Origin of the sequence: Neisseria sp. 74A18, from assembly GCF_001308005.1 — a bacterium.
Lineage (GTDB): Bacteria > Pseudomonadota > Gammaproteobacteria > Burkholderiales > Neisseriaceae > Neisseria > Neisseria dumasiana.
In genome coordinates, this window is the sequence record NZ_LGZA01000005.1 from 83,896 (window position 1) to 99,170 (window position 15,275).

A 15,275-nucleotide genomic window follows, 5' to 3' on the forward strand; every position below is an offset into this window, starting at 1 on the left:
CAGACGGCCTGCCGCATCACATGTGATTCAATAAACGCCTAAGCCGTTAGAAAATCAATTATTCAAAACACAAATATGAACAAACGCTTACCACCGAAATTACAAAAAATCCAACAACAGCTCGACCGTATTTCCGCCTCTTTCCTGCACTATATGGATGCCGGAGATTACCGCAACGCACTCACCGAAGCCCTGAAAGCGCACAAACTGATCCCCCAATCCGTCGCACCGCTGAGCGATGCGGCCACGGCGGCGGTAAAAGGGGGTTTTTGGCAAGAAGGCATTACCTATGCGAAAAAAGCCCTGCAACGCGACCCTAAGCATATCAATTCGTTAGACGCGCTGGCTCATGCCTACGGCAGCGTGAACGACTGGGAAAACTGCCGTACCTACGGCCTCAAGGCATTGGAGCTCCGGCACGGCAGCATTACCGCCCGCCCCGCCTTGCCGCAGATTGAACCGCCGCAAAACGGTAAAAAAATCATCTCATTCTCACTGTTCGGCAACAGCTCCGAATATCTCGAACCCGCCGTCATGAACACCGAATTGGCTGCGCAGATTTACCCGGGCTGGGTGTGCCGTTTCTATATAGACGGCAGCGTGCCGCAAGCAGCAGTGCAGCGTTTGCAGGCCAACGGTGCCGAAATCGTGCGGGTGGATGAAGCGGCCGAACAATGGCCGGGCACGATGTGGCGTTTTCTCGCACTCGACGATAAAGAAGCCGCCCGCGTTATTTTCCGTGATGCCGATTCGGTGATTTCGCAGCGGGAAGCGCGCGCCGTGGCCGAGTGGGAAGCGGGCGGCAAACGCTTTCATACCATGCGCGATGCCGGAACGCACACCGAATTGATTATGGCCGGTTTGTGGGGCGCGGTGGCAGGCAGCGTGCCCGATATGCGCCGAAAAATCGAAACATATGTGAGCAAGCCTTTGGTATCGCGCCATTTTGCCGACCAATTTTTCCTGCGCGAGCACATATGGCCTTATGCCTGCCAAAGCCTGTGCGCACACGACCGCATTTTCGGTTTTGCCGATGCCAGGCCGTTTCCCGACACAGAAGCGTTTGATTACGACCATTTTCATGTCGGCTGCAACGAAGGCAACAGCCATTTTCAGGCGGCCTTCGATTTGCCCGACGGCAGCCGCGTTTGCTGGCGTTTGTTCAGCCGCATTTCGCCCCTGCTCAATCAAGATTATTCGCACAACCTGCTGCCCCAAGAACGGCTGGTGTGCGCTTATGAAACCACCGTTCAAAACGGCACAATCAGCGGCATGGTGCCGCGGCGTTATTCAAAAGGCTTTTCAGACGGCCTGTCTAAGATTACGGTGGCGGCGTTGGACGCTTGATTGTGAAGTTTGCATGAAAGGCCGTCTGAATAATCGGTTTTTCCGGTTTAAGTTTATTGGCCATATTCAACTTAAGTAGATTGACGATGGTTTAGCCATATATAAAAAAGCACTTTCTCAATGGCGGTAACACAATGTATCCCGATTGAGAAAGTGCTGTTTCTTTTCAGACGGCCTCAAGCCTGACCTCTTCGCCAAACACCTGTTCCCACAGTTTTTTCACGCTGTCGTAATACGCCTGTACCTGTTTGTCGACTGCCAATTTGCCGGCATCGCGCAGCTTGGCGTTGTGCTGCTGTTGGCGGTAGAAACGGTAGGCGGTTTGCGATTGTTCGGCCAGCGTTTTATCTATCAAACCGGCATCGGCGGCGATGTTGAGCAAGGCGATGTTGCCGTAGTTGTCGAGCAGTTGGGGATGTTCGCCCGCATAAGCCAGTATCAGGTATTGCACGATGAATTCCACATCGACCACGCCGCCGCGGGCGTATTTGACGTCGCTGGCTTCGGGCGGGTGGGTGGCGAACATTTTTTCGCGCATGGCGATGATTTCGCGGGCGAGTTCGGCCCGGTTGCGCGGGCGGGTAAGGATTTCGGTGCGCAGTCGGTCGAAAGATGCGCCGATTTCGGGCAGGCCGCAGATGAAGCGGGCGCGGGTGAGCGATTGGTGTTCCCATGTCCATGCATTTTCGCGCTGGTATTTTTCAAACGCGGCGATGCTGTGGGTAAGGAAGCCGCTGTCGCCGTTCGGCCGCAAACGCAAATCGACTTCGTAGAGCGTGCCTGCGCCGGTGGCGGCGGAAAGCCAGTTGGTGAGGCGGCGGGCGAAGCGGGCGTATACGTCGGGTGCGTCGGGGTGCGGGTCGTCGTACACATACACTAAATCCAAATCGGAGGTGTAGCCCAACTCTTTGCCGCCGAGTTTGCCGTAGCCGATGATGCCGATGCGCGGGGTGTCGGTATGCGTTTTCGGGGTGTCGGCCCACACGGCGGGCAGGGCGGCGGCGAGGATGGTGTCGGCGAGTGCGGAAAGTTCGTCGGACAGGGATTCGACCGTCCATAATCCGGCCAAGTCCTGCACGGCGAGGCGGAACACTTGGGCGTGTTGGAAGCGGCGTAATACGTCCATTTGCGCTTCGGTGTCGCCCGCTGCATTGTTGAGGCCGTCTGAAAGCTCGGCGGCGAGTTTCGGCCAATCGTTGCCGGTGTCCATCAATTGTGCGCTGAGCAACTCGTCGAGCAGAATCGGGTGCTTCGTCAGGTAGCCGGACACCCACGAGCTTTGCCCCATGATGTCGGCCAGCCGTTGCAGGGCTTGCGGGTGTTCGTGCAAAAAGGCGAGATACGACGAGCGGCGGCTGATGTTTTCGAGAAAATCCAGCAGTCGCAGCAGGGTAACGGTGCGGTTGGGTTGTGCGGCGGCAGCCTGTATCAGCAGCGGAATCACGGCATCGAAACGGGGTTGGGCTTGAGAGGAAAGATGGCGGTATTTGCCGCTGTTGCGGAGCTGGTCGAGCCGGCGTGCAATCGGTGCTGCGTCGAAACCGCGTTCCGCCAAGCGGTTGAAACGGGCTTCTTCATCGGCGTTTTCCTGCCAGATGTCTTGCCAGCCGTCGGCGTACGCTTGGGGTTGCCCGTCCGGTTCGGCGAGGATTTGGTTAAACACGGCGTTCACTTGGCTGCGGTATCGGTTGAGGCCGTCTGAAAAGGCGGCGTAGTCGGCAAAGCCCATGCTTTCGGCCAGCCGCTGTTGCTGTTCGGCGTTGTCGGGCAGGGTTTGGGTTTGCTGGTCGTCCCAATATTGCAGACGGTGTTCGACATCGCGCAAAAAGCGGTAGGCTTCGAGCAGCATGTTAACGGTTTCGTGCGGGAGTATGCCCAGTTCGGCGAGTTTGAGCAGGGTTTCCTGCGTGCCTTTCAGTTGCAGCGCACGCACTTGGCCGCCGCGTATCAGCTGGAAAATCTGGGCGATGAATTCGATTTCGCGGATACCGCCCGCGCCGAGTTTCACGTTGTCGGCCATACCCTTGCGGCTGACTTCGCTACGGATTTGCCGGTGCAGCCCGCGCATACCTTCGTAGGCGTTGAAATCAAGGTATTTGCGGAACACAAACGGCCGCACCAATGCGCTGATTCCGTTGGCGTGCGGCGTAACCACGCGGCCTTTGCACCATGCGTAACGCTCCCATTCGCGTCCCTGCTGGATCAGGTATTGTTCCAACGCGGTTTCACTCAACACCAGCGCACCGCTGTCGCCGTCCGGCCGCAAACGCATGTCGATGCGGAACACCTGCCCGTCTGCGGTGATGTCGTTCAACAGCGTAATCAGCTTCTGGCCGACTTTGGTAAAAAATTCCTGATTGCTGCGCTCGCGCCTGCCGTCGGTGTCGCCCGATTCGGGATAAATAAAAATCAGATCGAGGTCGGACGACACGTTCAATTCATAACCGCCCGCCTTGCCCATCGCCACCACGCTTAAAAACTGCGGTTCGTTACTGTAACGGCCGATCGGCGTGCCGTACATATCCCGATAATAAGCATGGGCGAAATCCAGCGCGGTGTTGACGGCAAAATCGGCAAACAGCGTAATCGTGCGGGTAACTTCGGCCAAATCGCTGATGCGGTTGATGTCGCGCACAATAATCTGCGCCATCACATAGCGGCGCAAACGGCGCAGTTGGCGGGCGAGTTCGGCTTCGTTTTCCTCGGCTTGGATGTGCTGCCAATCGGCGAAGGCTGCGAAATCGGCGGTTTCCAACACTTTTTCCAGCATCGGGTTGAGGATGTCGGGTTGCAGATTGCCGTTGCCGAGATGGCGGGCGAGATATTGGGAATGGCGGCGGGCGTTTTCGATAGGGTTCATAACGGGCGCAAACAGGTTTCAGACGGCCTATCATAGCAATGTTTGAGTCCGTCTGAAAAAGTTTTTCAGACGGACTCCGTTTTTGCGGCAACCTTATTGAATCAGCTTGGAAACAGTCTTAAACGCCGGATGTTTGGCGTCGCCCAAAAGTTGGAACAGAACACTTTCCACATTAGAAACCACCGCGCCGGAAGCCTGCATTTGCTGCAAGGCGTTTGCTTTGTTGGCGGGGTCGCGCGATTCGGTGCATTCAAACGGCACATATACGTCGAAACCTTCGCGGCGTAAGTCGAGCACGGTTTGCAGCATGCACACATGGGTTTCAGCGCCGATCAGAATCACGTTTTCGGCACGCAGGTTTTGCAGAATGTCGGCCACTTCGGGCAGGAAAGCAGAAAAACGGGTTTTTTCAAATATCGGTGCATTGTCGAGCAGCAGGCGGATGGCGGGCACGGTGCTGCCCAATCCTTTCGGATATTGCTCGGTAGCCAGCATAGGCACGCCGACGGCTTGTAATCCTTGCAGCAGAATGCGGCTGCGTTCGGTCATGTAGTCGGCATCGGCCAGCGCGGGGTTGAGCCGTTCTTGGATATCTACCACGATACAAACGGTGTTGTCGGTGCGAAGGGCGTTCATGAAAATCTCCTGTGAGTGTCGGGGGTGGTTTCAGACGGCCTGAAACCTTTGTAAAACCGCCGTTTGCGGCGTATTGCTGCGTTGTCTGCTGCCTGCTCGTTTGCCTATCTGTATAGGATACGCCTTCAACTGCATCTGCGCATCGGGAAATTTTGCAAAGGCCGCCTATTGTCGGTTGAATTGGGCAGTCGGGGCAAGTTGGAAATATAGGAGTTTGGGCTGTACACACAAAATAATGGTTCGCCGCCTGATTTTGGGCAAAGGTGTCGGTTCGGAATTCTTACTTTGTTTTACAACAATGTAGCGAATTTATATGAAGCAAAAGATGAATGATGTTATGAAAGATAATTATTTCATTTATTTTCATATCATGATGATTGTTTCATGATGAGCCAATAAACCCGTTAGGGCTTTTAAATGACCGTTAAAGGGTAACGCGAGCAACCGTTATTTAAATTGATATAAGCTTTGTGCAAATATTCTAAAGCCTGATTATCTTTCGCGCGTAAGAAGGCGTTATATAACAGGCTTCTACATTACAAAAGAAACGTTCTGTTTTTATATCTGCAAACGAGAAAGCCGGCATCGGCAAAAAAACCGCGCATGGTTGAACGTGCGGTCACTTTCCTAAACCCTCCCTGATATTCATGATGAAAACAATCCACAAACTGCCTTTGGGTGTGGTTGCCCTTTTTGCGGCTGCACCGTTTGCTTTTTCACAAGATATCCAAGCCGAGCGGGAACGCTGGGCGGTACATGCCCGCAGCGGCGCCGCTCAGTTGGCCGAATCGGTGGCGCAACTGCAAAAGCTCTACGGGCAAAGCGGCGATGCCAAAGTGCGCGCCGATTTGATTGCCTTGCTGCTGCGTCAGGGTAAAGCCGAAGATATTTTAAGCATTTGCCCCGATTGCCGCATCGAAGACTATGCCGCCGACGAATTGGAAAACATCGCCAAAGCCGCGCGCGATAGCCGCCGCTATCGTTTGTCGGCCGATTTTTACCGCCGGCTTCAGGTAACGGCACCGAATCATAAAGTCGGCTATTTGGGCGCAGCTTTGGCATCGACGGATGCCGGAGATTATGCCGCGGCCAAACATCATATCGACGCTTACCGCAAGCGTTTCGGCAGCGATAAAGACATTCAGGAAGCCGAACACCATCTCAAACGCCAAACCTTAACGGAAACCGAATTATTGGGCGAACAGCAGCGTCGTTGGGAGGCCGATCCGACCAATCAGGATAAGGCTTTACAGCTTTACCGCACCGCCGCCCGGTTGCAGCTTTTCCCCTTGCAGGAAAGCATTATTTCCCGCTTTCCGCAGGCATTTACCGAGCAGGACCAATTATGGCTGGAAGCGGCAAAGGCGGCCACTTTGCTGCGCACCGCAAGGTTTACTTCCGATTCCTCCCAGCTTCGTTCCGTATATAACCGCCTGAGTACGTTAGTGGGCAAAGTGCCGGAAGGCAGCGAACTGCATACGCAGGTTTTGCGCGACCGTATGGCCGCCGCTGTGGCCGTGGGCAACGAAAAACAGGCATTGCGCGATTACCGCGTATTGGCCCGCCAAGGCAGCCAGCCCGATTATGTGCAGGAACAATACGGACGCGCCCTGCTCATGGCGGGCAGCCCGCGCAAAGCCGGAAAAGTGTTGGAGCGCAATCTGGCCAACCAAAACGCCGCCCAGGGCAAGCCTGATCCCGAATTGGTGGAGCTGTTGATCAGGAAAGACGCTGATCTGATGCGTTTCGATCAAGGCCAAGCCAAGCTCAAATATTGGAATGCCAAAAAATACACGCCCGATTTCACCCATTCGGTTGAAATCAAAAACCCTTATTACGCCAACTATCATTATTGGAACGCACGCCTCCAAGCATGGAAAGGCGATGTCAAAGGTGCCAAAGTGATGATGCAAAGCTGGCTCGACGAACATCCGGCCGACCCGTGGGGGCTGGTGTTGAAGGGCGAACTGCTTCAGCTTGAAGGCCACACCGAACAAGCCGTGCGCCACTTCGAGCAGGCGCGTGAGTATTTGTCGGAAGCAGATCAAAAATGGGTGGATGCCAAATCTGCCGCCGCCTATATCGAGGCGGGCAACTGGCCGGCCGTGCGCGATTTGTCGGCAGGGTTGGGGAAGGATGATGTCAACTATGAAGAATTCCGCCGTAACCACAAAGCCGAAAAAGCCGCACAGCTGAATATTTCCGGCACGGCCATGAAAGCCACTTCGCCCGAAGACGGCAGCGAATGGAGGGAAACGGTGCGGATCGACAGCCCGCGCAGCAGCGAAGGGCACCGCGCCTATATCGTGCAGCAACACGCACATGTACCCAATAACGGCAATGCCCTTGATGCAGGCCGCGTAGGCGTGGGTGCAGAAGTCAACCTCTATCCGGTGATCGTGCGTGCCGAGGCCGGACGGGGCACGCAACTGAACGATAAATCTTACGGATCGCTCAGTGCCGATTACCGCATCAGCGATCATGTGGGTGTGAATGCCAAAGCCGCGTTCAACAGCGACAACACGCCCGTTAAGGCGTGGGGGCAGGGCGTGTATGCCGACGAATATACCGTAAACGCCCAATACAACCATTCCGGCAAAACCCATGCCGGTATCGGCGCAGGCGTGATGAAATTTGACGACGGCAACACCCGCCGCGCCGCCAACGCGTGGCTGGCACACGATATTTTCCAATACAACCGCTGGAAGCTGGCCAGTTCGGTGGCAGCCGATTACAGCCGCAATAAAAACATACCCGGCGCGTTTTACTTTAATCCCGAAAGCAGCAAAACCCTCGGCGGCGAGCTGGCGGTTTCTTACACCTTGCCTCTGGATCACGACGTGAGGCTGGTTCAAACCGCTACCGGCGGCGTAGGCCGTTATTGGCAGTCGGGCGCGGCGGCCAAAAACACTTGGCTGCTGAAATACGGCCACGGTTGGAGTTTCGGCCGCCGTGCCATGCTGGGATACGAGTTCGGCCGCCGTCAGGCAATGTATGACGGTGTGCCCGAATATCAAAATTTCGGCAATCTCAACCTTAAGGTCAAGCTTTATTGATTGGCTTGCAATATTTCAGACGGCCTCATCAGCCTGCGGGCGGCAATCGACCGCAGGCCGTCTGAAAACATTTTCCGAACCCCATAACCCGAGATACGCAAAGACCATGAAATACAAAAGCCTGCTTGCCGGCCTGCTGTTGGCCTTCGGTTTACAAACCGCTTATGCTTCCGATGTGCGCTACGGCGTAATGTGCTATCACGATGTGATCGACAACAACCAGCCGCCGCCCGTGTTTGTGGAAGAGAAAAAAGACGAAATGCAGGGCGAAATCCGCCGCAGCTATTTTCCGCAAACCATCACAGTAGAAAGATTGACCGCACATTTCAACTGGTTGCGCGACAACGGCTACACGCCCGTCAGCTTCAAGCAGATCGAAGATGCCCGGGCAGGGCGCGGCCAACTGCCGCCCAAACCCGTTCTGCTTACTTTCGACGACGGCTACATCAGCTTCTACACCAAAATCTATCCGCTTCTCAAAGCCTTCAACTATCCGGCCGTCTATGCCTTGGTAACTTCATGGCTGGAAGTTCCGCCCGGCGGCACGATTGCCTACGGTAAGAAAAAGCTGCCGCGCTCGGCTTTCATCACATGGGAGCAGGTGCGTGAAATGCAGAAAAGCGGCTTGATAGAAATCGCCTCGCACACCCACGATCTGCACCACAGCGTTTCGGGCAATCCCTACGGTTCGCAGTTTGCCGCTATTTTTCCGGCCTACCGTAACGGCCGCTACGAAACCCAAGCGGAATACGAACAACGCATCCGCCACGATTTACAGCAGTCGGTTGATTTGATTGCCAAACACACCGGTACGCGCCCGAACGTGTTGGTATGGCCTTACGGGCAATTTAACCAAACTGCCCAAAAAATCGCTGCCGGTGTCGGCTTAACCAACGATTTCACCCTGTTCGACGCCAAGCTCAACACCATCGGCCAACCCAGCGTCGGAAGGGCTTTGATCGACACCGAATCGGGCTATCCACTGATTAAATCCTATTTGGCAGGCGAAATCTACGAAGCCCCGCACCAACGAGCCGTGCACGTTGATTTGGGCGATATGTACGACCCCGATCCGGCCGTTTTGGAAAAACGCTTCGACAAACTCATCGAGCGCGTTTACAAACTGGGCATCACCACCGTTTATCTGCAAGCCTTTGCCGACGACAACCACGACGGTGTGGCCGAAGCAGTGTATTTCCCCAACCGCCATCTGAAAGTGAAAGCCGATTTGTTCAGCCGTGTGGCATGGCAGCTGATAACCCGCTCTAACGTGAAGGTATATGCACAGATGCCGATAACCGCGTTCGACTTGGGCAGAAATTACGACTATATCGACGCCGATAAAGCCGCCGCACCGCATTCGCGCTCGTTGAATCTGTCGCCCGACAGCAAAAAAAACCGCCGCGCCATTACCGAGATTTATGAAGATTTGGCATACAGCAGCCGTTTTAACGGTTTGGTCTTTCACGAAGGCTTAACAGTCGGCAAAGAAGACAGCCGCACAGATGCCGACCTTACCGGCTTTACCGACGTGCTCAAACAAACGGTTCTCAAATACAGCTACAACAGCACCAACGAAATGAAAACCGTGCGCAGCCTGGCCGTAAACGGTTCGGATACGCCCGAAGCGCACAGCCGTTTTGCCGAAAAGCTCGCCCGCTATGCCAGCCATTACGACTTCACGGCGATTTCGGCCATGCCCTACACCCTGAACGGCCAACAGCCCGGCCGCAAAGAAGCGGCACGTTGGTTGGCAAGTTTGGCCGGAGCGGTAAAACGCAGCAATGTTCCCTTAGATAAAACCATTTTTGAATTGCAGTCGGTCAACCCGCTGACCGGCCGCCCCGTCGATCCCGCCGAAATGACCTCTTGGATGAAACTTTTGAAAAAGGAAGGCGTGAAAAATCTGGCCTACCACCACGATGACTTTCTCAACAACCAACCGCCGTTAAAAGCCATTAAGCCCGACTTCTCAGTCCAACATTAATGAATGCCGATTTTTTCAGACGGCCTCAGGCAACCGTTTGGCACGCCAAGCAAGGAGGCCGTCTGAAAAAATACATGGCGGTTCGGCCGCCCGATTGTAAGAAAACCATAATGGTAAAGGTATAGCCGCTATGACCTGGTATGAATATTTAGCTGTTTTCGTGATGCTCTATCCGGGCATCATGGCCGTTTACTGGACGGTTTCCGGGCTGTTTTATTTCCTTTTTTGGGAAAACCGCATGGATGAGCCGGAATACATGTTTCAGGAAGAAGCGCCGATGGTGAGCGTGCTGATCCCCTGTTACAACGAGGCCGCCAACCTCGATATGTCGATTCCCCATCTGCTCAACCTTACTTATCCCAACTACGAGCTGATATTCATCAACGACGGCAGCACCGACGATACCTTGAGCATCATCCGCCGCTGGGCAATGCAGGCCGAAAAAATCGTCGTGGTCGACCAACCCAACGGCGGCAAAGCCTCGGCCATGAACAACGGCGTGCGACATGCTTTGGGCAAATACATCGTCGGCATAGACGGAGACGCCATTCTTGATTACAGCGCCATCGAATACATGATTCAAAACATGGAAAACAACCCCGAATTGGGCGCAGTAACCGGCAACCCGCGCGTACGCAACCGCAGTACCGTGCTGGGCAAGCTGCAAGTGGCCGAATTCAGCTCCATAATCGGCCTGATCAAACGCTCGCAAAGCATGGTCGGCACATTGTTCACCGTGTCCGGCGTCATCATGTGCATCCGCAAAGACGTGCTGGTGAAAATCGGCGGCTGGAGCGACAACATGATTACCGACGATATCGACATCAGCTGGAAAACCCAAATCGCCGGCTACAACATAGCCTACGAACCCCGCGCCCTGTGTTGGGTGCTGATGCCCGAAACCGTGCGCGGGCTTTACCGCCAACGCTTGCGTTGGGCGCAGGGCGGGGCGGAAGTGATTCTGAAATACTTCAACGGCATTTGGAAGCTGCACCATATCCGCTTGTGGCCGCTGTATGCCGAATATTTCGTTACCTTGTTTTGGGCGTATTCACTCTTAGCCGTTACCGTAATCGGTATAGCCGGCCTGTTTACCGGCGATATGCAGGAATTGACTTTGTTCAAAGTAGCCAGTTTGGTCACATTCATGATGTTTATCCTGCAGTTTTCCGTGAGTATGTTTATCGACAGCCGCTACGAGCGCAACCTGATGCGTTATTTCATGAGTTGCATTTGGTACCCCTACGCATTCTGGATGCTCAACAGCATCACACTCATTCACGGTTTCCCCAAAGCACTGTTGCGCGACAAAAAGCGCAAAGCCACCTGGATCAGCCCCGACAGGGGCGTGCAGTAACTTTTAGGCCCGATAAAAAAGGAGAAGTTAAATGTCTGAACAAATACAAGACTTACGCGAACTATTGGTTATACACAAAGCACGCAATCCCAACCCCGTTATCAGCACCAAAAGCATACTCATCTTTGCCTTTACCTGGACTTTATGGTTTTTAACAGCCTATTTGATTTTTCGCGACCATCAGGTACTGATTTACCGGCCGATAGTCGGTACTTGGGCTTTGGCCGACTTGGCTAAAATAGCCGCCGTTATCGTTTTGCTGCAATTAAACATCCTTTTGCTGTGGTCGATTTTCGCAGTCCGCAAACCCAAAAAAGAACTTCCGAACCAAGCTGAAAAATAATCCTTCCAACCCCGTCGGCAGGCCGTCTGAATCATCGCTTTCAGACGGCCTGTACACATCAAAAACACATTAAAAGAAAGTTCCTATTTACACAAATTTAGTTTATGATTAACAAACTACTGCATATTACAGATGCAGCTATTCAGAAGAAAAAACCACTAAAAGGAACCATTGAGATGTTAGAAGCCTATCGCAAAGCCGCCGCAGAGCGCGAAGCTCTGGGCATTCCCGCCCTCCCGCTCACAGCACAGCAAACCGCCGATTTGGTCGAATTGCTGAAAAACCCGCCCGCAGGCGAAGGTGAGTTTCTGGTAGACCTGCTTGCCAACCGCGTGCCGCCGGGTGTGGACGATGCCTCCAAAGTGAAAGCATCTTTCCTTGCCGCCGTTGCCGAAGGCAGCGTAACCAGCCCGCTGGTGTCTCCCGAATATGCAACCGAACTTTTGGGCACCATGCTCGGCGGCTACAACATCCATCCGCTGATTGAGCTTCTCGATAACGACAAACTGGCTCCCATTGCCGCCGAAGGCTTGAAACACACCCTGCTGATGTTCGATTCTTTCCACGACGTCGAAGAAAAAGCCCAAAAAGGCAACGAACACGCCAAAGCCGTATTGGAATCTTGGGCCAATGCCGAATGGTTCACTTCGCGCGAAAAAGTGCCTGAAAAAATCACCGTTACCGTATTTAAAGTAGACGGCGAAACCAATACCGACGACCTTTCCCCCGCGCCCGACGCATGGAGCCGCCCCGACATCCCGCTGCACGCTTTGGCGATGCTGAAAAACCCGCGCGACGGCATCAATCCCGACAAACCCGGTGAAGTCGGCCCCATCAAACTGCTGGAAGAGCTGAAAGCCAAAGGCCATCCTGTTGCTTATGTGGGCGACGTAGTGGGTACCGGTTCTTCCCGTAAATCCGCTACCAACTCCGTTATTTGGCATACCGGTTTGGACATTCCTTTCGTGCCGAACAAACGCTACGGCGGCGTATGCTTGGGCGGCAAAATCGCACCTATTTTCTTCAACACCCAAGAAGACTCCGGCGCATTGCCGATTGAAGTTGACGTATCGCAACTGAAAATGGGCGATGTAGTCGATATCCTGCCTTACGAAGGCAAGATTGTGAAAAACGGTGAAACCGTTGCCGAATTCCAATTGAAATCACAAGTATTGCTCGACGAAGTACAAGCCGGTGGCCGTATCAACCTGATTATCGGTCGCGGCCTGACCGCCAAAGCCCGCGAAGCTTTAGGCTTGCCCGCATCTACCGAATTCCGCTTGCCGCAAGCACCTGCCGAAAGCAAAGCAGGTTTCACTTTGGCTCAAAAAATGGTCGGCCGTGCCTGCGGCTTGCCCGAAGGCCAAGGCGTGCGTCCGGGTACTTATTGCGAACCGCGCATGACCACCGTCGGCTCTCAAGATACCACCGGCCCGATGACCCGCGACGAGCTGAAAGACTTGGCTTGCTTGGGCTTCTCTGCCGATTTGGTAATGCAGTCTTTCTGTCATACCGCCGCTTATCCGAAACCGGTTGACGTAAAAACCCATAAAGAGCTGCCTGAGTTTATCTCTACCCGCGGCGGCGTGTCTTTACGTCCGGGCGATGGCGTCATCCACTCATGGCTGAACCGCCTGCTGCTGCCCGATACTGTCGGCACCGGCGGCGACTCGCACACCCGCTTCCCGTTGGGTATTTCTTTCCCCGCAGGTTCCGGCTTGGTAGCGTTTGCTGCGGCAACCGGCGTAATGCCTTTGGATATGCCGGAGTCTGTGTTGGTACGCTTCAGCGGCAAACTGCAACCGGGCGTAACTCTGCGCGATTTGGTTAATGCGATTCCGCTGTACGCCATCAAACAAGGTTTGCTGACCGTAGCCAAAGCCGGCAAGAAAAACATCTTCTCCGGCCGCATCTTGGAAATCGAAGGCTTGCCGGACCTGAAGGTTGAACAAGCGTTTGAATTGTCTGACGCCTCTGCCGAGCGTTCAGCTGCCGGCTGTACCGTGAAGCTCAATAAAGAGCCGATCATCGAATACATGAATTCAAACGTTGTATTGATGAAGAACATGATTGCCGACGGCTATAAAGATCCGCGCACCTTGGAGCGCCGTATCAAAGCCATGGAAGCATGGTTGGCTAATCCGCAATTGCTGGAAGCGGACAAAGATGCGGAATACGCTGCCGTTATCGAAATCAATATGGACGATATCAAAGAACCGATTATCGCCTGCCCGAACGATCCGGACGACGTATGCTTCATGTCTGAGCGTTCAGGCACGGTAATCGACGAAGTGTTTATCGGTTCTTGTATGACCAACATCGGTCACTTCCGTGCGGCTTCCAAACTGCTGGAAGGCAAGAGCGATATTCCCGTGCGTTTGTGGGTAGCTCCGCCGACTAAGATGGATGCCCAAGAGCTGACCAACGAAGGCCACTACGGTGTGTTGGGCCGTGCCGGTGCGCGTATGGAGATGCCCGGTTGCTCGTTGTGTATGGGTAACCAAGCACAAGTACGCGAAGGTGCAACCGTAATGTCGACTTCAACCCGTAACTTCCCGAACCGATTGGGTAAAAACACCAACGTGTATTTGGGTTCGGCTGAATTGGCAGCAATCTGTTCTAAACTGGGTAAAATCCCGACTGTTGAGGAATACCAAGCCAACATCGGTATCATCAACGAGCAGGGCGACCAAATCTACCGTTACATGAACTTCAATGAAATCGACAGCTACAACGAAGTAGCCGAAAAAGTAAACGTGTAAAGCATTGTCGGAATAAATGCTCAAACGGCCTTGAATAAATCAAGGCCGTTTTTATTATGAGACTGCTTTGAAAAGGGAGATTTACAGCAAATAAACTTATTTTTGATACAAGACCGCACGCCGTAGTAGAAATACAGTTTATTTGCTATAACGGAACGATTCCGCTAACCGGTTTAACCACAGCCCCTAAAAATAAGTTGATTGTCTATACAACGCATAGGCCGAGACCTTTGCAAAACCCCACGCCAACAAACAGCCGGAACATGCTTCATCATGTTCCGGCTGTTTTTGCGTAAAAAGTAGACAAGCTACCCCTAAAGTCCCCTTAAAGTGCCTCATTATGAGGCACTGCCTGCCTGTTCAGGCAGCAACAGGCACACCTATCCTGTTGGCCGCCTTCAACAGGTTCACACACATCGCCTTCAGGTGGCTTTGCGCCCTCACTTTGCCCAACCCAAAATAGGCTGCCCGGCCATAGCGGAATTTGCGGTGCAACGTACCAAAGCTTTGTTCCACCATATAGCGCACTTTCGCCAGCCGGCCGTTGCGGATTTTCTGCTCTTGGCTTAATGGGCAGCCACGGTGTGCTTTTTGCATGATGCCGTCTTTCAAGCCGCACGCTGCCAAATGTTGTCGGTTCTCCCGGCTGTCGTAGCCTTTATCCGCATAGACGATGCTGCCTTCTGCGATGTCCGCCAGTAATGGCAGCAGGTGTTTGCACTCATGAGCATTGGCCGGAGTGATGTGCAGTTTCTCGATATAGCCGTCCGCATCGGTGCGGGTATGTTGTTTGTAACCGAGATGGAAGCGGCCGTCTTTTTTGATCCACCCGGCATCCGGGTCTTTGCCGGGGGTGGTTTCGCCACAGACAACGCCTTCGTCATCCACTTCGATGGCCTGACGCTGTTTGCCGCCGGCCGTCTGAAT

Annotated in this window: 9 protein-coding genes; 6 read left to right on the plus strand and 3 right to left on the minus strand. The window is 53.9% G+C overall.

Translation table 11 applies throughout. The features are described 5' to 3' along the window. Positions 1–75 precede the first annotated feature (75 nt). A complete protein-coding gene (locus AKG43_RS03245; RefSeq protein ID WP_054599141.1) occupies positions 76–1,347 on the plus strand; it encodes a hypothetical protein in 1,272 nt (423 codons plus the stop codon). 166 nt (positions 1,348–1,513) lie between these two features. On the opposite strand, the gene glnE is transcribed toward AKG43_RS03245, so the two are convergent. Both glnE and AKG43_RS03255 read right to left on the minus strand, forming a co-directional pair. Beyond that, on the minus strand, positions 1,514–4,207 hold the full coding sequence (glnE, locus tag AKG43_RS03250; protein ID WP_054599142.1) for a bifunctional [glutamate--ammonia ligase]-adenylyl-L-tyrosine phosphorylase/[glutamate--ammonia-ligase] adenylyltransferase: 2,694 nt from the start codon (positions 4,205–4,207) through the stop codon (positions 1,514–1,516). Between the two features lie 93 nt (positions 4,208–4,300). Continuing rightward, positions 4,301–4,843: an isochorismatase family protein gene (locus tag AKG43_RS03255; protein WP_054599143.1), complete on the minus strand. Its 543-nt coding sequence runs from the start codon at positions 4,841–4,843 to the stop codon at positions 4,301–4,303. A 647-nt stretch (positions 4,844–5,490) separates the two neighbouring features. Here AKG43_RS03255 and pgaA point away from each other — a divergent pair. From pgaA to acnB, 5 genes are all read left to right on the plus strand, one after another. Further along, positions 5,491–7,899, plus strand: coding sequence for a poly-beta-1,6 N-acetyl-D-glucosamine export porin PgaA (gene pgaA / locus AKG43_RS03260; RefSeq protein WP_156300608.1), 2,409 nt, complete (start codon positions 5,491–5,493; stop codon positions 7,897–7,899). A 106-nt stretch (positions 7,900–8,005) separates the two neighbouring features. Further along, entirely contained in the window at positions 8,006–9,886 is a 1,881-nt protein-coding gene (pgaB, locus tag AKG43_RS03265; RefSeq protein ID WP_054599144.1) for a poly-beta-1,6-N-acetyl-D-glucosamine N-deacetylase PgaB, read from the plus strand. A gap of 130 nt (positions 9,887–10,016) precedes the next feature. After that, positions 10,017–11,243, plus strand: a complete 1,227-nt coding sequence (gene pgaC / locus AKG43_RS03270) for a poly-beta-1,6-N-acetyl-D-glucosamine synthase (protein WP_054599145.1) — start codon at positions 10,017–10,019, stop codon at positions 11,241–11,243. 31 nt (positions 11,244–11,274) lie between these two features. Continuing rightward, on the plus strand, positions 11,275–11,586 hold the full coding sequence (locus AKG43_RS03275) for a hypothetical protein (RefSeq protein ID WP_054599146.1): 312 nt from the start codon (positions 11,275–11,277) through the stop codon (positions 11,584–11,586). 176 nt (positions 11,587–11,762) lie between these two features. Continuing rightward, positions 11,763–14,348: a bifunctional aconitate hydratase 2/2-methylisocitrate dehydratase gene (gene acnB / locus AKG43_RS03280; RefSeq protein ID WP_054599147.1), complete on the plus strand. Its 2,586-nt coding sequence runs from the start codon at positions 11,763–11,765 to the stop codon at positions 14,346–14,348. A 360-nt stretch (positions 14,349–14,708) separates the two neighbouring features. Here the strand turns inward: acnB and AKG43_RS03285 are convergent. After that, positions 14,709–15,275, minus strand: a 567-nt coding sequence (locus tag AKG43_RS03285; protein ID WP_156300609.1) for a transposase, incomplete at its 5' end; no start/stop codon positions are given.

Coding starts and splice junctions, on each gene's coding strand:
- AKG43_RS03245 (WP_054599141.1), top strand. CDS start 76: ATGAACAAACGCTTACCACCGAAATTACAAAAAATCCAACAACAGCTC.
- glnE (WP_054599142.1), bottom strand. CDS start 4,207: ATGAACCCTATCGAAAACGCCCGCCGCCATTCCCAATATCTCGCCCGC.
- AKG43_RS03255 (WP_054599143.1), bottom strand. CDS start 4,843: ATGAACGCCCTTCGCACCGACAACACCGTTTGTATCGTGGTAGATATC.
- pgaA (WP_156300608.1), top strand. CDS start 5,491: ATGATGAAAACAATCCACAAACTGCCTTTGGGTGTGGTTGCCCTTTTT.
- pgaB (WP_054599144.1), top strand. CDS start 8,006: ATGAAATACAAAAGCCTGCTTGCCGGCCTGCTGTTGGCCTTCGGTTTA.
- pgaC (WP_054599145.1), top strand. CDS start 10,017: ATGACCTGGTATGAATATTTAGCTGTTTTCGTGATGCTCTATCCGGGC.
- AKG43_RS03275 (WP_054599146.1), top strand. CDS start 11,275: ATGTCTGAACAAATACAAGACTTACGCGAACTATTGGTTATACACAAA.
- acnB (WP_054599147.1), top strand. CDS start 11,763: ATGTTAGAAGCCTATCGCAAAGCCGCCGCAGAGCGCGAAGCTCTGGGC.